Source organism: Actinosynnema pretiosum (genome assembly GCF_024171695.1).
GTDB classification, from domain to species: Bacteria; Actinomycetota; Actinomycetes; order Mycobacteriales; family Pseudonocardiaceae; genus Actinosynnema; species Actinosynnema pretiosum.
The window spans coordinates 93,548-112,842 of the sequence record NZ_JAMTCF010000022.1; the positions used below are offsets into that span (position 1 = coordinate 93,548).

Sequence of the window (19,295 nt, forward strand, 5' to 3'; positions counted from 1 at the left end):
TCCTAAACCGGCGTGATCGGGACGTGCGCGGTGCGCGTGGACAGGGCGGAGGCGCCTGCGGCGGCGCGTTCGCTGATCCGCGCCACCTCCGAGCCGACGGGGGCGGCGAGGTCGATCTCGAACTCCACCGACCAGGCGCCGTCGAAGGTGGCGGGCTCGTCCGGCACGCACTCCAGGCGCAGCACCGCCGGGTCCGTCCGGTCGGCGGTGATCCACCAGTGCCGTCCCCTGCCGCGACCGCGCACCGGGGCGCCGCGCAGGTGCGGGGCCTGGCGCGTCGCCGGGTCGACGGGCAGCGACAGGGTGAACCCGGAGCACAGCACGGCCGTCTCGGACGGTCCGCCGACGACCAGTCGCAGGCGGGTGCCCGGTTCCTCCAGGTCGGTGGCGGCGCGTGAACCGGCGCGGCTCTCCAGCCGGTAGGGCAGCAGCAGGTCCTCGCTCACGCCTTCCCCTCCCCGGTCACGGCCGCCGGGCGCAGCAGCAGGTAGCCCGCGCGGGCGGTGGGCACGGGATCGTCGACGCGGGCGCGGTCGTCGGAGGCTGCGATCGGCAGCTCGACCCAGTCGGGCAGCGGCGCGGCGTCCACCGCCACGGGCTCGGCCCAGGTCCAGTCGCCGTGCCAGCAGGCGGGCCTGGGCATGACCACTCCGGGCTGGTCGTCGTCCTCCAGCGCCAAGGCGGGCTCGCCGCGCTCGACCGCGAGCAGCGGGGTGAGTCGGAACGCGCCCCTGATCCGCCGCAGCGCCGTGCCGACGACCTCGGTGTCCAGGCGCAGCGCGGCCACGGGCAGGACGTCGGTGGTGGCGGTGACGGCGCTGTGCGGGCACATCAGCAGGGTCAGCTCCAGCGGTTCCTGGTCGTCGGAGAGCCTGGCCCGCACCCGCACGCCCGACCCGGTGCCGACCGGTTCGACGTAGCCGCCCGTCCCCTCCGGGATGACCGCGCGCAGCACGTCGTAGTCGACGGGCTCACCGGGCTCGGGGGCCTGGTAGTAGCCGATGAGCCCGTCCCTGAGCAGGTCGGCGTCGCCGAGCCGGGCGGTCCACCGCCAGTCCGGGTACGGCTCGCGCGGCGGGTCGAGCACCCGGTCCCAGGCCGGGTCGGTCAGCTGCGGGCCGCGCAGCTCCAGGCCCAGCCCGGCGCGCACGAGGGCGACCGGGCGGCCCAGGAGCCGCAGCGGGGAGGTGTCCTCGCTCGGGGCGGCGTCGGTGATCCGCTCCAGACCGGCGTTGATGGTGTCCACGAGCGCGTCGAACGCGTCGGGGCCACGCCCGCGCAGCCCGAGGGCGAAGGCCGCCGCGTGCGGGTGGGTGGCCCGGAAGTCCTCGTCCGCCGGGTCGCGCACGGGCGCGTGCGGCAGCGGCGTCCAGGCGATCTCCCGCGCGCCGGACGCGCGCTGGACCACCCGCAGCTCCCCGAGCGGCCCACCGTCGGGCGCGTGCACGAGCACGGTGCGGTCGAGGTGGTTGACCAGCAGCCAGCAGGCCACGGGCGGGTCGGCGCCCTCGCTCAGCGCCTCGAAGCGGACCCTGGTCTCGTGCAGCAGCCTCGGCGGGAGCTGGAGGTAGCGCTGCGGGCCGGGCGCGTCGGGGAAGATCGGGTGGTCGGGGCGGACGCCTGCGGCGCGGATCGGGGCGAACTGGCTGGGCTGGTTGCCCTGGGCGGCGACCTTGCGCAGGGTCTGGCCGAAGCGGTCGATCACGTGCAGCTCGCGGAAGTAGAACTGGCCGCCGCGCACGGGTTGGAACCGCTGGTCGCGGCGGTCGCCCGCGCCGTCGGGCACGAAGTCGCTCTCGCCGATCAGCTCGGCCAGCTCCGGGTCGTCCACGGCCGACTCCGTGGTGAGCTGACCGCGCCCGTCGCGCTGGAGCAGCCACTCGCCGAAGCCGTCGAGGCGCTGCGAGAGCACCCGCAGCTCCGACAGGTCGGCGTGCAGCTCGCGCAGCGCCGCGACCCGCCCGGACGGGGCGCTCGCCAGCTGCCGCTCGACCTGTCCGCGCAGGGTGTGGGCGAACGAGGGCGTCAGGAACGCCCGTCCGGTGAAGTCGGTCCACCGCAGGCCGCCGTGCTGCTCGGGGTCCTCGGAGCCGGACGGGTCGGGTTCGGCGCCGGTGCCGAGCCAGCGGTAGCGCTCGCCGTCGAACTCCCAGTGCTCCTCGCCGTCGGCCGAGGCGTACGGGGTGGCGCAGTGCACGATCCGCCACTGGAGGTACATCGGCAGCCACGGCTGCGACCACACGGCCAGGTGCTCCGGCCACGGGCCCCGCGAGCGGCCCCCCGGATCGGCGACGATCGCGTGCAGCGCGGTCCCCTCGCCCTCGGCGGTGGTGGCCGCGCGCTCCAGCAGCTCGAACTCCGCCGCCAGCGCCGCGCACACCGGCGGCAGCCCCTCGGCGTTGGGCGGCAGCGCCGCGTCGGGGTCGGGCTCGGCCCACCCGTCGCCGATCACGACGCCGGTGAGCAGCGCGGACGGCGTCCGGCACGGCAGCGGGTCGTCGGCGGCGCGGGTGAGCGGGTCGACCGGGCCGCAGTCGCTGAGCAGCACCACCGGGTCGGCGGGCCGGTGGAACACCCCGAGGGGGCGCCTGCGCAGCTCGTACTCCGATCCGAGGCCCTTGCGGGCGGCGAAGTCGGCGATGGCGGCGGGCAGGTCGTCGGGGTCGTCGGCGTGCGGGACCAGCGCGCGGGCGGCGGTGACGGCGGCCAGCTCGGTCTCGACGTCGGCGCGGGCAGCCGCGACGCGCGCGTCCCACTCGACGGGGTCGACGTCGTAGTCGGGCGGCCGGTGGCCCTTCTCGGGCAGGTTCCGCAGCCACCACAGGCTCCACAGCCGCCACCGGGCGGCCTCCAGGCGCGGGACGATCGCGTCGTGGGCGGCCTGGTCGGCGTTGAGGGCGGCCACCCACTCGGGTTGCTCGGGCGAGGGCGGGGAGCTGCCGTCGTCCTGCGGGCGGCAGGCGACCTCCCAGCACTGGCCGCCGTCGCGGGCGGCGAACCAGGAGGCGTGGGTCAGCTCGGCCAGGTCCTGCTCCCCGTCGGCGGTGTCCAGGGCGTCCGGGTCGCCGTGGTGCAGGGCGCCGACCAGGTCGCCCGTGCGCGCCGACCGGGTCTGGTGCGCGGCCAGCGCGGCGGCGGCGTCGGCGGTGGAGTGGCCGATGGCGACCTTCACCGACTCGGGAGCCGGCTTGCTCGACGGCGGCTGGTAGCCGCGCTTGCGCCACGGCACGCCCAGCGCGGTCCCGGCGTAGCGGGTGCGCCGCACCGTCGTGGGCAGCTCGTCGGGGACGGCCCAGCCCAGGGCCTCGGCGACGGCGCGCACGTCCTCGGGGTCGGTGTCCGGCGGCAGCAGGTCGGGGACGTCGGCGGCGCGGCGCAGCAGGTCGGCGTCGTCGTGGCTGTACCAGCCAACGACCTGGTAGCTCAGCGTGGCGTCGGGTGGGTGGTCGGCGTTCGGCGGGGTCAGGTCGGCGAGGGTGTCGTGGAACAGGAACACGTTCTCGTGGTACGGCGCGAACGCGGCGAACGCGGGCAGGCCGGGGCCGATCGCGGTCAGGAACAGCGGGCGCGCGGGCGGCTCCTCCCACGGGCCGTCCGCCAGCGGGTGGGCGCGGCCGATGTAGTCGCGGCGCGGCTGCCCGGCGGGCGCGAACGGGTCCAGGTACTGGGTGAACGCCTCCACGCCCAGGTCGTCGTGCTTCTCCAGGTAGTCGCTCTGCACCAGCCACCCGGCGACCTTCCGCTCCCCGCCCACCCGCGCGCGGCGCACGACCAGCCAGCGGTTGGGCACCAGCGGGAACACCATCTCCCCGGTGGCCTGGTCCAGGTGGCCCGCGGTGAGCGCCTCGGGGAGCTGCCACTGCACGTGGACGCCCTCGGAGTCGGGCACGTCGAACAGGTCGCCGTCCTCGTACGGGCCGGGCTCGGCGCTGAGCTTGTACTCCGGGTCCAGCGTCATCCGGAAGCGCGGCTGCCAGCGCAGGAAGTCCTGGGCGCGCACGTCCTGGTTGACCAGGAGCGCGTGCACCCGCACGGGCACGATCAGGTCGGTGTCGCTCACGCGCTCTCCTCGGGTGCGGCGGCCCTGATCCGGACCTCGACGGGGGCGTTGACCAGTTGCAGCGCGAACTGGGCCGGGGTGAGGTCGGCGCGGCCGAACGCCCCGGCCAGGGCGGGCGCGAACCCGCGCACGTCCAGCACGTCCGGGACGCCCTCGGCCGGGCGCAGGTGGTCGTCGAAGACGGAGCCCTCGGTCGGGAACCTCTGCCCCAGCGAGTAGCCCAACTTGGGTCCGGGGGTCAGGCCGCGCAGCGAGACCACGCCGCCGTGGTCGACGCCGAAGTGGATGCCCTGGCCGGGTTCGCGGATGACGACCTCGTCGGGGACCTCGCCGAACAGGCACAGCAGCACGTCCGGCGCGAGGTGGTCGCGGCGCAGCTCGGCGACCGGCTCGCCCGAGGCGGTGGCCAGCAGCTCGAACACCGGCCAGGCGCGCACCAGCGCGGAGCGGATCAGCACCCCGGCGCGGGCGCGCCGTCCCGCGCGGGCGGTGTCGACCTCGGCGGTGAGGGCGGCGTCGGCGGCCACGTCCACGGCGGTGTGCACGCCGACGTCGCGGGCCCCGGCGAGCAGCGCCTCGACCCACTGCCCGTCGACCACGAAGAACCGCAGCGACTCCGGCGGCAGCAGGTCGGGGTGCGGGACGAGGTGGCGGAACGGGACGCCGCGCAGCAGCGCGAGCCCGTCGAGCCAGCGGGGCATGTCCCCGGAGCGCTCGGCCGCCACGCGGCGGAGCCGGGTCTGCGCGCCCGCGCTCGCGAGGGCGGCGACGCCGGGCCTGGTGCGGCGGGCGCGCACGGCCGGGGTGGCGGGCACGTCGGCCTCCGGGCGCTGCGGGGCGGCGAGCGCGTCGACCAGGGCGCGGCCGAGGCCCTCGGTGGCGAGGCCTGCGGGGCGCTCCCCCAGCGCGCTCAGGCGCGGGTCCCCGGCCACCGCCAGCTCCTCCACCGCCCGGTTGGCGAGCACCCGGCGGGCGCGGGCCAGCTCGGCGGCGTAGTCGGGGTCGCTCAGGGCGAGCGCGCGGCCGAGCGTCCACGCGGCGGCGTAGGACAGGTCGAACAGGCCGTTCTCCGGCTCGAACACCAGCGCGTGGTCGGCGGTGGTGTGCGGGGTCTCCCGGCCCACGACCGGGACGGGTGGCGCGGCGGCGGGCGCGCAGGGACCCCGGTACCAGCCGAAGGTCAGCTCGCCGGAGGACACCCGGTGCGGCACCGGCGCGTACCCCAGCCACAGCCGCCGGGCGACGTAGTCGGCCGCCTCACCGCCCCCACCGCCCTCGGGACGCAGGCGCGGGGCCAGGTTCTCGGCGTCGGCGCGACCGGGTTCGGCCAGGGCGTCGAGCAGGCTGCGAGCGTCGAGCGCGGCCTCGGGGTCGGACCGGAACGACCAGGAGCGCAGCGAGCACAGCCGCACCGCCCGGTACTCCTCGGGCACCCCGTCCTGGCCGAGGCACTTCTTCCAGCCCTCCAGGGACACCAGGTGCACGGCGTGCGCGCCGGTGGTGCGGGCGAACCGGTTGGCGGCGATCACCGCGTAGCGGCCCTCGGTGAGGATCTCGCCGTCGTCGAGCAGGGTGGGCGCGGTGGCCACGTCGCGCACGTGGGCGAGGTGGCGCAGCTCGTCCAGGCGCGGCACGACCGCCTCGAACACCGCCCTGGGCACGTCGATCGTGGTGGTGCGGGACGCGGAGACGGCGTCGTCGACCTCCTCGTCGGCGAGCTCGGGGCCGAGCACGGCCTCGTCGCTCGGGTGGCGCAGCTCCTCGACGGTCCTGCCGACGGTCTCGCCGCGCGCTTCCGGGTCGTCCGGCAGCTCGCCCTCGCGGAACACCAGCAGCGCCAGCCACGGCTCGCGCGCGGGCACGTCCAGGGCGTGCCCGTCGGTCTCGCGCTCCCACGGCAGGACCGCCCGGTCCAGGGTGATGTGCGGCAGGGTCAGCCGGTAGTCGCCCTCGGCGCCCTGGGCTGGGTAGAGGGCGTGCACCGAGGACTCGTCCAGGACGAACCGGACGGCCCTGATCTCGAACTTCCGCACCGGTTCGGGCAGCTCGTGCCCGGCCGTGGGCACCGGGTCCCCACCTTGCTCGAGCAGGTGGCGGCTCTCGACGGTGTAGACGCCCGCGAGGGCGCGGGGCTGGTAGTGGTCGTGGAAGCTGATGCGCAGGTCGGACTGGGTGGGCACCGCGTGTCACCTCGGGGCGGTCGTGGTCAGCGGGCTGTCGGTGAAGGCGGTGTCCGCCAGCTCGGCGTACCGGGTCAGCGGGCCGTCGGCGTGCGGGGACAGGCCGAGGGCGGTCAGCGCGTCGTGCACGGCGGTGCGCCGGTCGGCCGTGCCCGCGATCCGGGTGATCGCGGTGATGGCCTCGGGGTCCTCCACCGGGGCGGGGCCGCGCGGGGCGCGGTCCTGGCCGGGCAGGCGGGCGGGCGTCAGCGCGTCCGCGTCGAACGCCTCGGCGTCGATCGGCCCGAGCGGCGAGGCCAGGTCCGGCGGCGGCACGGTGAACCGCAGTCCGGTCAGGCAGTCCGGCACCTGCGGGTCCTCGGTGAGCGCGTCACCGGGCCTGGCCAGCGGGGCGCCCCACATCGCGCGCGGCAGGCCCTGGACGACCTCGTCGACCTCCCAGCCGTGCTCGACCGGGTCGAACGGCTGGTCGCCGAGCCGGAGGGTGACGTGGTGCTCGCTGGTGAGCCCGGTCAGCCCCATCGGCCGGATGTCCACGGTCGTGGCGTCGGCGCGGGCGAACTCCTCCTCGTTGAGGACGATCCTGGTGGCGGGCAGGGTGGTGAGCGCGGCGAAGGCGAACCCGTCCGAGGAGACCAGCGCGGTCTCCACTTCCTCCCGCGCCGCCGCACGCGCCGCGCGCAGCGCCTTCTCCTCCTCGTCCACGTCGGCGAGCAGCCCGGCCTCGGGCACGATCGCGAGCGGGGCGGGGAGCTGGGTGCTGAACTCGGCCCAGTCGATCGCGGGCGCGCCGCCGCGCGAGGAGCCGATCCCGATGGTGAAGGAGATGAACCAGACCTTCACGCGCACGCTGCCGCCGATGGGCGGTCCCCACAGGGACAGCTGGACGCCGACCTCCACCGAGACCCGCACGCGCACGAACAGGACCTTCACCGTGGCCGCGACGCCGACCGAGAGCCCCATGTCCAGGTCGAAGTAGAACGGCTTCCACCGCACCAGCACGTCCAGCCACGCGGTGAACCAGGCCTCCAGGCGGATGCCGTGGCCCCGGTCGTAGCGGGCCTCCAGCCTGCCGCCCGCCATGAACGCGCCGTCGGTGATCGCCGCGTACACCTGGCCCCGGATCGACACGTCACCGCGCTTCCACTCCCAGCCGATCCGGGGCGGGTCGGGCGGGTAGTGGGCGGGTGGGTCGAAGTCCTTGTGGTAGCCGCCCAGGGTGAGCACGAAGCCCCGGCCGCCGCCGACCGCCGTGGTGTCGGAGCCCCAGATGTACAGCGACAGGCCGCCGGTCAACCGCGCCTCGGGGTCGAGCACGTAGGAGCCGGGCGCGATCAGGACGTCCATGTGGAACAGGTTGTGGGCCGCCCGGTAGCCCAGGGCCACGTCCACCACGACCCTGGCGAGCGGCGTGCCGCCGGAGCGGTTCTTCGGCAGGTCGACGGTGGCGCGCGCCAGGAGCAGGACGTTCCACTCCGCGCCGCCCTCCACGAGCAGCAGCGCGCGGACGTCCAGGAAGCGGAACGAGGTGAACTCCACCCCGCCCGCGCCCCAGTACTGGCCCGCCTTGGGCGTGACCCACCCGCCGGGGCCGACCAGGCGCTCCAGCGCGTCGGCCGGGTCGCCGTCCTCGGTGAGGCGCTGCACCAGGGGGAACTCGGGGACCTGGTCGATGGTCGGGATGCGGACGGTGGAGTTCACGCCGAAGCCGAGCGCGACGGAGGTGACGGTGAAGGCGGGCACGCCGAACAGCCCGGTGCCGTTCGTGCTGCCGATCTCGCCGAACAGGAACAGGGAGGTGCGGCCGTCGCTGGCGCGCGAGTAGTCGCCGACCGCCTCCAGGGCGAAGAACCCGGTCTCGACGCTGAGCCTGCCGGTGAACCACTCCGCGCGGTCGGGGTCCTCGCGGCGCTCCAGCAGGCCGGAGAGCTTGAGCGGCGGCTTGTCCATCAGCACGCCCGCGCCGCGCAGGAGCACCCGCGTGCCGAACGAGGCGTCGACGCCGACGCCCAGTCCCATCAGGACGAACCGGACCGGGCCGAGGGCGAGTTCCGCGTCGAGGGCGACGTGGGCGGCGCCCGCCGAGTAGGACAGGGAGACGCGGTGGAAGGTGGCCGGGCCGAGGGCCAGGTCGAGCCGCCGGGTGGTCGGGGCGGTCGCGGCGAGTGCGCCGGAGCCGGTGGTGATCGGCAGGGTCAGCGGGTCCTGGACCACGCCGCCGATGCTGTGGTCGACGGTCAGCGCCAGGCCCGCGGGCAGTCCGTCGACGGGCAGCGCGGGCGCCCCGGCGGGGCCGAGCAGGGCCCCGGCGGGGGCGAGGGCGGCGGTGACGGCGGCGACCTGCTCGGGCGTCCACGCCGAGGACGCGTGCCGGAAGCCGAGGCCGGTGAGCACGAGGTCGTGGTCGGCGGGCACGGCGCCGCCGACCACCGGCAGGTCCGAGACCCGCGCGTCGAGCGCGCCGCGCACCACGACCGCGCGGGCCTTGGCCGTCCCGGCGCCGGTGACCGCGCCGAGCACCCCGATCCGCTCCCCCGCGACGGCGAGGGCGAACGTGCCGGTGGTGGGCGCGCAGGCGATCGTCACGGCGTCGACGGTCGGCCAGTGCAGCGCGGCCAGGTGCTCGCGGACGTCCTGCGTGCCGGGCACGAGGGCCCCGAGCAGGTCGAGCACGTCGACGCCCTGACCGGCCTCGGTCCGCCAGGACGCGGTGAGCACCGCGCCGCTCGGGTCCTTGTCGAAGGTGAGCCGGTAGTCCATCCACGTCGGCTCGTCGCCGGTCCCGCCGGAGGGCAGGGTCAGCTCGCCCTCGACGCTCACCGCCCACCCGACGTCGTCCGGGACGACCCGCGCCCGCACGCGCAGGGCCCCGGTGAGGTCGCCGACGGGGAACTCGCCGTCCAGCGCGACCGCGACCTCGCGCGTCTCGGGGTCGAAGGTGACGGACGCGCCGCTGAGCAGGAGCCCGGCCAGCGCGGCGGGCAGCAGGACGTTCCAGGTGTCGGTGAGCCAGTCGGCCAGTTCGGCGAAGTCGAGCTCGCTGCCCCCGTCCGCGTTCATCGTCCAGCCGCCCGCGTCCGTTCGCCGCGCCTCCAGCCGCAGCGGCAGGTTCCCCACCGACAGGGCCGCGCCGACCACGACGTCGTCCGGCGCGCCGCCCCGGCCGGTCAGCTCCAGGGTGAGCGCGTCGGCGCTGAGCCCGTCGAAGAAGGCCCACTCGGTGTCGAGCCCGCAGGTGAGCTGGTAGTCCAGGTCGCGCAGCCGCACGGTGGCGGACAGGTGCGAGACGTGCGCGCCGGGGATGCCGCTGCCCGCGAGGCGGTCGCCGACCAGGTCGTCGGTCTCGGTCGGGTCCTCCAGCTCGGCGGTGAGCACCAGGCTCGGCAGGTGGACGGTCGCGGTCATCCGGTTGCCCAGGACGGTCGTGGTGGCGCCCAGCTCGGCGGTGACCACGTACCCGGCGGACACCCCCTCGCCGAGCCCCGGTTCGTCGTGGCCGACCCCGAACTCGGCCCACAGGCGGTCGAGGGTCACCACGCCGGGGATCAGCTCGGCATCCACGCCCACCAGGGAGGCGCGCGCCCAGGCCCAGCGGACGCCGTCCGCGCCGACCCGCAGCAGCACCTCCAGCCCGGCGATCGAGCCCTCGCCGGGGACCTCCTCCGGCAGCGCCAGCTCCCCTGGGTCGACCGGGCCAAAGCCGGGGACGGCGACGAGGTCGGCGGGGCTCGACAGGGCCAGCTCGGGCCCGAACTCGCCGAACAGCTCGACGCCGCCGTCCACCTCCCGGACCACCAGGCACACGGCCTGGCCCGCCAGGGGGAAGACCGCTCCGGCCGCCGCCCACGAGGACCGCTGCTGCTCGCCGGGGGCGACGCCGACGCCGAGCAGCACCACCGCCGAGCCGAAGCCGTGCTCCCGCAGGAACCCCAGGTCCACCGACAGGAACGGCACGTCCACCGACCACCCGGTCAGCGGCGCGGCCACCTGGAGGCCGGTGACCTCCTCGTCCTCGGCCAGGAACGTGACGCGCACGTCGGCGAGCACGCCGAGGTCGCCCAGCGGGACGTCGCCGGTGAGGGTCAGCGCGTCCTCGTCGAAGGCGAACCCGGCCTCCACGACCAGCGCCGCGCCGCCGAGGTAGGTGTCGAAGAACTCCTGGGCGTGCTCCAGCCCCAGCAGGTCGGACGAGAGCGCGAACGGGCCGTCGGCCTCCTGGGCCTCCGCGATCTCGTCCAGCAGGTCGGGCAGGGGAAGGGGGGTGGGCATCGGGCGCTCTCCCAGGCGGTCGTCGGGCAGCCGGTCAGCTCGTGGGCGCGGGTGGCAGCGGCGCGGCGGTGGCGCGGCGCAGGTGCTCGTTGCCCCGGTCGTCCACGGACATGCCGGGGTGGTCGGTGACGTCGCGGTCGAGCTCGTCCGCCCACTCGCGCGCCTGCTGCGGCACCGCGCCCTGGTCGACGGTGGCGGTCGCGATCGGCTTCCCGGTCACGCAGCCGGTGAGCGGGGTGTCACCGGGTTTCCAGCCGCTCGCGGCGGCGGGCGCGGGGTTCCCGGCCTCCCAGGCGGTGAGCGCCGCGACGTACTCGTCGAGCTGGGTGGCGGGGTTCGGGAACCCCGGTTCCGGGGTGACCTTCGCGAGCGCGCTCCTCAAGGCGGTGTGCGGGGCCTCCTCGCTGAAGGCCGCGTCGGGCAGGGCCGCGCGCGGGACCGACAGGCGCAGCGGGCGGTCCAGGTGCACCACGACCCCACCGGATTCCTGCTTGGACAGCGTGGGCGCGTAGGCCGTCCGCGTGGGCAGGCCCAGCTGCCGGGCGAGCAGGACCTCGGTGACGTCGCGGACGCCCAGCCGCAGCTTCCTGACCAGCCTGGCCGAGGCGAGCGCGGCGAGCTCGGCGGACTTGGGCCTGCCCGACTTGGCGTTCAGGATTCGCTCCAGGCGCTGGACCTCGCCGGTCGCCGCGCTGTCGCTGTCGAGCTCGGCGGAGGTCGGGCGGATGCGGCGCAGGTCGACCACCGCGTGGACGCCGTGGAACCAGGCCGAGGTCAGGTCGGAGCCGTGGGTCTTGGCCTCCTCCAGGTCGACGACGGGCTTCTGGAAGACCACACCGCCGGTCGGCTTCTCCCGCACCGGCATGACCGGGGAGAACGCCCGGCGGGCCAGGCCGAGGAGCTCGGTGTGCAGCGCGTCCATGTCCTTGATCCGGCTCTGCTGGCCTGCGGTGAGCTTCGCGAAGGCGGCCTCGTTGGCCCGATCGAGCCAGGCGGTGAACTGGCGCGCGTTCCGCCCGGTCTCCGCCGTGAACAGGGCCGAGGCGAGCCCTTCCGGGCTCCGGGTGTCGGCCTTGTGCACTGACGGGCCCCTGCTCATGCACCCCGACACCACGTGGGCGGCGTGCACCAGCTCGTGGCCGAGCACGAGTTCGGGGGCGAGGACGACGCGGTCGATCAGCAGCACGTCGCGCGGTCCGAACACGACGGTCGGCGCCGCGCCGAGCCCGGCGCACGCGCCCGCCAGCCCGGTGGGGAGGACGTGGCACTCGTCGACGAGCTCCTCGCTCTGCAGGATCACCACGGTGATCGCGACCCGTTCCTGCGGCTCGGCGGTGGAGACCGCTTTCCAGCGACGGGGGTTGATCCCGAACGTCGGGTCGTCCTGCCCGTGGTCGCCCTCCAGGGTCTTGCCGCGCCGGTCCGGCAGCGGGCGGGCGGACGCGAAGAACCCCACGAGCCTGCGGCCCGCGTCGGTGCCCTCCAGGCGGCGGAGCAGGTGATCGACCTCGTCGACGTACCGGGCGGGGTCGAGCGCGGGCAGCGGGGTGGTGGGGCTGCGCCCCAGCTCCTTCAACCGCCGCGCGGTCACCGCGATGTCACCGCAGACCGCGATGCCGGGCCGGACCTCGACGGCGGGCAGCTGGACGCCGTGGTCCCAGTCGACCAGGACGTCACGGCGGCAGAAGGGGATCTTCATCTTGCTGCCGCCACCACCCAGGACCGTGGCGCCGTCGCCGACGACCGGGCCGTTGCCTCCTGTCGGCACCAGCACACCGGGCTCCTTCCGCTGCGGGGACGGCGGCCGGGGTTCGGCGCGCGGTCCGGGGAGGAGTCTTGCGGTTTGAAGGATGCTCACAATCCCTGGAGCGGACGTTCACCCAGCCGTGCAAGGGTTTTCGGTGATCCGGTCCACCACCCCCACAGCCGGTGATCACTCCCGTTCCCCGACCGGGTGGCCCTCGCACGCTGCGGCGCCATGGCCAGGTCCACGCCGACGGGCGTGATCCACACATGCTCAATCTATGCACATCAACACTTTCAGCCCCTTCCACCACCTCCGCCCCCGTTGCCATGCTCCTGCGCAGCCCTCCCCCGACCCCGCAGGAGCGCCCATGACCAGACTGCGCAAGTCCTTGGCCGCCACCGCTCTCGCACTGGCCGCCCTCCCCACCCCGCAGGCGACCGCGACCTCCTCGCTGCCCGAGCTGACCTGCGAGGTGGCCGTCCAGCTGAACTTCGCCCCACCCCTCACCGCCACCAGCACCACCGCGCACGTCACGGGCGTGGCAACCCTGGTCAACTGCCTGTCCCCCTCCGGCGACCACACCCACCTGAAGGGCGGCGCGGTCAGCGACGCCACGGGCACCGCCACCAGCCTCGCGGGTGTGCCGTGCAGCCTGCTCATCACCATCACGGGCCGCGCCACCATCGTCTGGTCCCCTGCGGCAGGCCAGACCACGTTCGACTTCACCGTGAACACCAACCCGCTCGCCGGGAGCGTGCAGCTGACCACCACCCAGACCAGCGGCCCCCTGACCGGAACCACCTCGCAGACCGTCGGCGTTCCCGTCCCGAACCCGACCTGCGCGCTCACCGGCCTGTCGGGCCTGGCCGTCCCGGTGGGGCAGACCACGTTCCTGTGAGGGGGGCGAACGCACTGCCGCGACCGGCGAAGGCCGCGCCGGGCCGGAGTCAGCCGTCAGCGCCCAGGAGTGCGGGCCGCGTCGGTTCCACGCCGAACTTCTCGATCATGAAACGCCAGAAGAGCGGCACCGCCTCGTCGCTGGTGCGGAAGATCCGGTCGTCGTGGCCGGTGATCGAGCGGTGCTCGACGACCACACCGCCCGCGCCCACGTGGCCCGAGGAGGGCGAGTGGACGACGACGACCGCGATCGGCGAGGACGCCGGGACCGGCCGGGCCGTGACCACCAGGTCGTGCATCGAGGTGAGCCCCGCCAGCCGCTGCCCGCCCCCGCACGCCAGAACGCTGTCGACGACGTCCGCCATGTGCCGGAAGACGGGGTGTTCGGCAGCCGTCGCGTGGAACTGGGCGGCGATCTCGTCCCAGGGGACCTCGTCGAAGTGGCCGGTCCACGCCCGCGAGTTCATGCGCACGCGCTCAGCGTCCCAGCCGCGGAGCAGCCCCGTCACGGGGCGAGCCCGCGCACCTCCTCGACAACGCAACCGGCTCGGGCGCGGTCACCCGGTCCAGTCCAGGCCCCACGGCTCGATCACCGGCTTCCACACCGGATCGTCACCGTGCAGCGCGTTCGCGGTCCCCTCCAGCATCGCCGCGATCGAGGGCCACGCGCCGGGTCCGTCGAACCGGAGGCCGGACTCGGGGTCGAGCACGCCCACGGCGCCGTGGTGGACCCCCTCCCGCAGCTCCACGACGAGGTGGCCCCCGCTGCCGTTCGCCGCGATGGGCAACCAGGCCGGGTTCCAGCCCCAGAAGGCGTCCTCCTCGCCCTCCGACCAGTCCTCGTCGTCCTCGTCCTCGATCCGGGCGGCCTGCCTGGCGGCCAGGTTCTCGGTGCTGTCCCGCCAGTCGCCGACCACGGCGTCGAGCGGCAGCAGCGTCCAGCACGACGGCACCAGGGAGAGCGGCGCGCCGTCGTGGCGGAGCAGGGACTCCTGCCCCGTTCGGGACGGCGCCCCCGCCACCCGGCTGCCCGCACCCCCGCCGACCGGCTGGAGCCGCCACCCGCCCCCGACCACCACGGGGTTGATCGACTCGGGTGACGAGCCCGTCCGGCCTACTGTCCCAGGGGTGATCAGAGTGGTCGTGGTGGACGACGAGGCGCTGGTGCGGTCCGGGTTCGAGTTGATCCTGCGGGCCGCCGGGGACATCGACGTGGTGGCCACCGCGTCCGGCGGGCGGGCGGTTCGGGAGGTCGAGGCGCACCGGCCCGACGTGGTGCTGCTGGACATCCGGATGCCCGACGTGGACGGGCTCGCGGTGCTGCGGCGGGTGGTCGCCATGCCTCAGGCGCCGGTCGTGGCCATGTTGACCACGTTCGACTCGGACGAGTACATCGCGGAGGCGCTGCGGTGCGGCGCGGCCGGGTTCATCCTCAAGGACACCGAGCCGGTGCAGCTCGCGCAGCTGGTGCGGGCGCTCGCGGGCGGCGGGGTGGTGCTCTCGCCGAAGGTCACCCGGTCGGTGGTGGACGGGTACCTCGGGCGGGCGGGCTCGCCTGCGGACGTGGCGCTGGTGGCGACGTTGACCGCGCGTGAGCGGGAGGTGCTCGTGCTGGTGTCCGAGGGGCTGTCGAACATCGAGGTCGGGGCGCGGATGCACCTGAGCGTGGGCACGATCAAGGACCACGTCAGCGCGATCCTGACCAAGCTGGACGTGGGCAGCCGGGTGCAGGCCGCGCTGCTGGCCCAGCGCGCCGGGCTGCTGGGCGAGGACCGGTGAGGCGCGAGCGGCTGTTCGACGTCGGCGCGGTCGCGCTCGCGGCGCTGGACGTGTGGATCACCACCGACTGGGACGGCCCCGACGGGACCGTGCTCGCGTGCGTGGCGGTGCTCGGCCTGCTCGCCAGGCACCGGCGCCCGGTCCTGGTGCTCGTGCTGACCCTGCCCGCCCTGTTCGCGTCGAACTCGATCATCGCCACCCTGATCGCGCTCTACACCGTCGCCCGGCAGGAGGAGGACCGCCGCCTGCTCGCCGGGTACGTGCTGGCCGTCGCGGTCGGCTACAGCTTCCCCGACCCGTACGGCCTGTTCGTCGAGGCCGACCTGAGCGCGGCGCTGCTCAGCGCCGTGTACGGCACGATGACCGCCCTCGCGCCCGCGTTCCTCGGGCAGCTCGTGCGGGCGCGGCACGACCTGTCGCTGCGGCTGTCGGAGATCGAGCGGGCGCGCGAGCACGAGCGGCTGCTGGTGGCCGAGCAGGTGCTGGCCAGGGAGCGGGCGCAGCTGGCCCGCGAGATGCACGACGTGGTCTCGCACCAGGTCAGCCTGATCGCGGTGCGCGCGGGCGCGTTGCAGGTCAGCACGTCCGACCCGGACGCGCGGGAGGCGGCGGGCACCATCCGGGGGCTGAGCGTGGACACGCTCGACGAGCTGCGGCACATGGTCGCGCTGCTGCGCGCCTCCGGCTCGCCCTCGACCGAGCTGGCCCCGCAGCCCACCCTCGGCGACCTGGAGCGGTTGCTGGCGGGCAGCGGGATCGACGTCTCGCTGGAGGGCGAGCTGCCCGCCGACGCCGCGCCGGTGGTGCAGCGGGCCATCTACCGCACCGTCCAGGAGGAGCTGACGAACGTGCGCAAGCACGCACCGGGCGCCACCACGTCGGTGCGGATCGAGCGGGACGGGCCGGACGTTCTGGTCACCGTGGCGAACACACACGCCACGCGCGTCTCGGTGCCGCTGCCCAGCGCGCGGCACGGCCTGGTCGGGCTGCGGGAGCGGGCCGAGCTGATCGGCGGCAGCGTCCACAGTGGACCGACCACCGACGGGGGTTACGAGATCCGGCTCCGGCTGCCCTTCACCCGCTCCTGACCCCCGCCGGGTGGGGGAGGCGGTTCCGGCCGGGTGGCGGCGTTCCCCGGCGTCCCGGCCGATGCGGGCGGGCCGCTCCGGTCGGCAGGCTGGGCCCATGCGGTCGGCGGAACCCACCGGGGGTGGGCGGTTGGCGGGCGTCGACCTGGCGCGCGGTGCGGCCGTCCTCGGCGTGTTCGCCGCGCACGTGGGACCCGACGGCGGCGTGGCAGGCTGGGTGGCGCAGCTCGCGCACGGCCGCGCGTCGGCGCTTTTCGCCACCCTGGCCGGGGTCTCGCTCGCGCTCGTCTCCGGCGGGCGCGAACCGGCGCGCGACGATCAGGCCGCGACGAGGATCGCGCTCCGCGCGGTGATCCTGCTGCTGTTCGGCACCGCGCTGACCGCCTCCGGGACCGCCGCGTCGGTGGTCCTGGCCTACTACGGGGTGTACTTCCTGCTGGCGCTGCCGTTCCTGCGCCTGCGGGCGCCCGCGCTGGCGGTGGCCGCGGTGGTCGTGGCGCTCGTCGGCCCGGTGCTGTCGCTTGCGGTGCGCGGCTCGCTCGACACGACCGGCCGGGACCAGCTCGTCACGTCCGGCGACCCGGTGGAGGTGCTCGGCGGCGAGGGCGTGCTGCGGCTGGTGCTCACCGGGGCGTGCCCGGCCGCGACCTGGATGCCGTTCGTGCTCGCGGGCATGGCGCTGGGCCGCCTGGACCTGACGACCCCCGCGATCCGGACCAGGCTGGCGTTCGCGGGGCCCGCGCTGGTGGTGGCGGGCTACGGCGGGTCGTGGCTGGCGCTGGGCGCGGTCGGCGGCGCGGAAGCCTTGGCGGGCGACGGTCCGGTCGACGGGGACGCGGCGGTCTGGCTGCTCGTGGCCTTCCCGCACAGCGGCACCACGTTCGAGATCACCGGGGCGCTGGGCGTGGCCGTCACGACGCTGGTGGCGGCGCTGGTCGTCGCCGAGCGGTGGCCGCGCTGGGCGCGTCCGGTCACCACCGCCGGGACGATGCCGCTGACGCTCTGCGTCCTGCACGTGGCCGCCATCGACGTGACCGGCCTCGCTGCCCGACCCGGTCCCCCGCTGCTCGTGCTGCCGGCATTCGCCGCCGGGGCCTGCGGGTTCGCGCTGCTGTGGTGCCGCTTCTCCCGGCGCGGCCCGCTGGAGCACCTGCTCCACGCGGCCACGACACGTCCGAAGCCCTGACCGCCCACGTCCGTCCACAGAGGAGAGACACCATGTTCAAGCGGATGCTCAGCGCCTGGGGCGTCGGCGGCCCGACCGCCGAGACCACGCTCACCTCCCCGCACACCACCCCCGGCCAGGTGCTCTCCGGCGAGGTGCGCCTGCGGGGCGGGGTCTTCGACGCCGAGGTCGCCCAGCTCGTGCTGTCGCTGGTCGTCGCCACCGGGAACGAGGACGTGGAACTGGTCCGCGTCATCGCCCGGCAGGGGCTCGCGGTGCCCGCCGGGAGCGTGCTGCCGGTCCACTTCCAGCTCAGGACACCCTGGGAGACACCGATCACCGCCCTCGGCGGCGCACCGCTGCCGGGCGTCTCGGTGGGCGTGCGCACCGAGGTCGTGCTGGACGGCCCACCCGGCAGGGTCGACCGCCGCGTGGTGCTCACCGGCCCCGCGCCATCGCAGGAGAGGGTCCTGGACGCGTTCGACTACCTGGGCTTCCGCTTCCAGGGCACCGGCGTCGGGCAGGCGCCGGGCGCGCTGCGGGAACCGGCGCTCCGGGACCCCGCGCTGCACCAGGAGTTCCGGTTCCTCCCGCCCTCGCGGTTCGCGGGCGTGGTCGACGAGATCGCCCTCACCCTCGTCGCGGACGCGGACGGCCTGCTCGTGCTCATCGGAGCGGACCAGCGGCGCACCGGGCGCTTCCGGGTCTCCCCCGAGGCCGCCGGGACGACCGACTGGAACTCCCTGGTGGAGCTGTGGGCGGCGCAGGCCGTGCCGAGCGGTCGCGGTGCGGGCCCGAGGTGAACTCCTTCCTGCTCGCCGCCGCGATCGCGATGCTCGTCCGGTCGCTGGCGGCCTCCCGGCTGGACCGCTGGAACCTCGGCGCCCCGGTCGTGCTGGTGCTGGCCGGTGTCGCGGTCGGTCTGCTCAGCGACACCTCCATCGACGCCGCGCTCAACACCGAGGCGGTGCAGCACGCGGCCGAGATCGTCCTCGCCGTGCTGCTCTTCGTCGACGCCACGGAGGTGCGCGCGGGCCGGTTGTGGGGCGCCTACCCCGGTCCGGTCGCCAGGGTGCTGCTCGTCGCGATGCCGCTGAGCCTGGCGCTGGCCGCCGGGTTGGGCTGGCTGCTGTTCCCCGGCCTGCCGTGGTCGGTGCTGCTGCTGATCGCGTGCGTGACCGTGCCGACCGACTTCGCCCCGGCCGAGCGGCTGGTGCGCGACCCGGCGCTGTCGGCGCGGGTGCGCGGCGTGCTGAACGTGGAGAGCGGCTACAACGACGGGATCATCTCCCCGCTGTTCCTGTTCGGCCTGATCATGGCCGGGGACCACACCCAGCGGCAGTCCCCGCTCGACGCGCTGGCCACGGCGCTGCCGTTCGCGGTCAAGGCGGTCCTCGCGGGCATCGCGCTCGGCTCCCTGCTGGCGTGGCTGCTCGACCTGGCGCACCAGGCCGGGTGGCTGACGGCCCGCTCCGGGCGGGTGGCGGTGCTGCTGGTGCCCCTGCTGGCGTACACGGCGACCGTCGCGGTCGACGGCAACGGGTTCGTGGCGTCCTTCGTCTGCGGCATCGCCTTCCGCTACGTGCACCGGCTGCGCAAGGCCCGCCGGGTCCGCGACGGGCTCGCCGACCACGCCGAGATCCGGCAGGACGCGCTGTCCAGGGACCTGGGCCTGCTGGAGGAGGTCACCGCGCTGCTGACCATGTCGATGTGGTTCGTGGTCGGCATCACGGCCGTGTTCGTGTTCTCGTTCGGCGTGCCCTGGCGGGCGATCCTGCTCTGCGCGGCGGTGCTGACGGTGGTCCGCCTCGTCCCGGTGCTGATCTCCTTGCTGGGCACCGGGTTGTCCGTGCGCGAGCGGGTGCTCGTGGGCGCGCTGGGGCCGCGCGGGACGACGACGGTCGTGTTCGGGCTGCTGGCGTTCAACCGGCTGCCGGACGGGGAGGTCGCGGGCAGCGTCATGACCGTCATGGTGACCTGCGTGCTCGGGAGCGTGCTGCTGCACGGGATGGGCGGCGGACCGCTGGTGCGGGCGCTGACCGGAGCGGGGCGGCGGGGGCCGGAGCAGCCGGTCAGCGGGGCGCTGCCAGCCGGGTGACGGGCTCCCGCC

At 75.3% G+C, this 19,295-nt stretch carries 13 protein-coding genes; 6 read left to right on the plus strand and 7 right to left on the minus strand.

Annotation, left to right across the window (positions count from 1 at the left end; translation table 11 throughout):
* Nucleotides 1-2 precede the first annotated feature (2 nt).
* The 5 genes from LV78_RS34280 to LV78_RS34300 are packed head-to-tail and all read right to left on the minus strand — an operon-like array spanning nt 3 to nt 12,283.
* Nucleotides 3-446 carry a hypothetical protein gene (locus LV78_RS34280; RefSeq protein WP_253850144.1) on the minus strand — a complete coding sequence of 148 codons (444 nt, stop codon included), beginning with the start codon at nt 444-446 and terminating at the stop codon, nt 3-5.
* On the minus strand, nt 443-4,060 hold the full coding sequence (locus LV78_RS34285) for a hypothetical protein (RefSeq protein WP_253850145.1): 3,618 nt from the start codon (nt 4,058-4,060) through the stop codon (nt 443-445). The genes LV78_RS34280 and LV78_RS34285 overlap by 4 nt, the downstream gene beginning before the upstream one ends.
* Nucleotides 4,057-6,240: a hypothetical protein gene (locus tag LV78_RS34290; protein WP_253850146.1), complete on the minus strand. Its 2,184-nt coding sequence runs from the start codon at nt 6,238-6,240 to the stop codon at nt 4,057-4,059. Before LV78_RS34290 ends, LV78_RS34285 begins: the two co-directional genes overlap by 4 nt.
* Nucleotides 6,241-6,246: 6 nt before the next feature.
* A complete protein-coding gene (locus LV78_RS34295) occupies nt 6,247-10,509 on the minus strand; it encodes a DUF6603 domain-containing protein (protein ID WP_253850147.1) in 4,263 nt (1,420 codons plus the stop codon).
* A 34-nt stretch (nt 10,510-10,543) separates the two neighbouring features.
* Entirely contained in the window at nt 10,544-12,283 is a 1,740-nt protein-coding gene (locus LV78_RS34300; protein WP_253850148.1) for a hypothetical protein, read from the minus strand.
* A 340-nt stretch (nt 12,284-12,623) separates the two neighbouring features.
* Between LV78_RS34300 and LV78_RS34305 the strand changes: the two genes are divergently transcribed.
* A complete protein-coding gene (locus LV78_RS34305; protein WP_253850149.1) occupies nt 12,624-13,154 on the plus strand; it encodes a hypothetical protein in 531 nt (176 codons plus the stop codon).
* A gap of 49 nt (nt 13,155-13,203) precedes the next feature.
* Here the strand turns inward: LV78_RS34305 and LV78_RS34310 are convergent, their stop codons facing one another.
* Together LV78_RS34310 and LV78_RS34315 are read right to left on the minus strand one after the other, a co-directional pair.
* Entirely contained in the window at nt 13,204-13,662 is a 459-nt protein-coding gene (locus LV78_RS34310) for a hypothetical protein (protein ID WP_253850150.1), read from the minus strand.
* Between the two features lie 48 nt (nt 13,663-13,710).
* Complete coding sequence (locus tag LV78_RS34315) at nt 13,711-14,232, minus strand: SMI1/KNR4 family protein (protein ID WP_253850151.1); 522 nt, start codon at nt 14,230-14,232, stop codon at nt 13,711-13,713.
* Nucleotides 14,233-14,281: 49 nt separating this feature from the next.
* On the opposite strand from LV78_RS34315, the gene LV78_RS34320 reads away from it, so the two are divergent.
* The 5 genes from LV78_RS34320 to LV78_RS34340 all read left to right on the plus strand — a co-directional run bounded on the left by LV78_RS34320 (nt 14,282) and on the right by LV78_RS34340 (nt 19,283).
* Complete coding sequence (locus LV78_RS34320; protein WP_253850152.1) at nt 14,282-14,932, plus strand: response regulator; 651 nt, start codon at nt 14,282-14,284, stop codon at nt 14,930-14,932.
* The gene (locus LV78_RS34325; RefSeq protein ID WP_253850153.1) at nt 14,929-16,020 is read left to right on the plus strand and encodes a sensor histidine kinase; all 1,092 of its coding nucleotides are present in this window, start codon (nt 14,929-14,931) and stop codon (nt 16,018-16,020) included. Before LV78_RS34320 ends, LV78_RS34325 begins: the two co-directional genes overlap by 4 nt.
* A gap of 97 nt (nt 16,021-16,117) precedes the next feature.
* Nucleotides 16,118-17,206, plus strand: a complete 1,089-nt coding sequence (locus LV78_RS34330) for a heparan-alpha-glucosaminide N-acetyltransferase domain-containing protein (protein ID WP_301307865.1) — start codon at nt 16,118-16,120, stop codon at nt 17,204-17,206.
* A 32-nt stretch (nt 17,207-17,238) separates the two neighbouring features.
* Complete coding sequence (locus LV78_RS34335; protein WP_253850155.1) at nt 17,239-17,988, plus strand: sporulation protein; 750 nt, start codon at nt 17,239-17,241, stop codon at nt 17,986-17,988.
* The gene (locus LV78_RS34340) at nt 17,985-19,283 is read left to right on the plus strand and encodes a cation:proton antiporter domain-containing protein (RefSeq protein WP_253850156.1); all 1,299 of its coding nucleotides are present in this window, start codon (nt 17,985-17,987) and stop codon (nt 19,281-19,283) included. Before LV78_RS34335 ends, LV78_RS34340 begins: the two co-directional genes overlap by 4 nt.
* Nucleotides 19,284-19,295 lie beyond the last annotated feature (12 nt).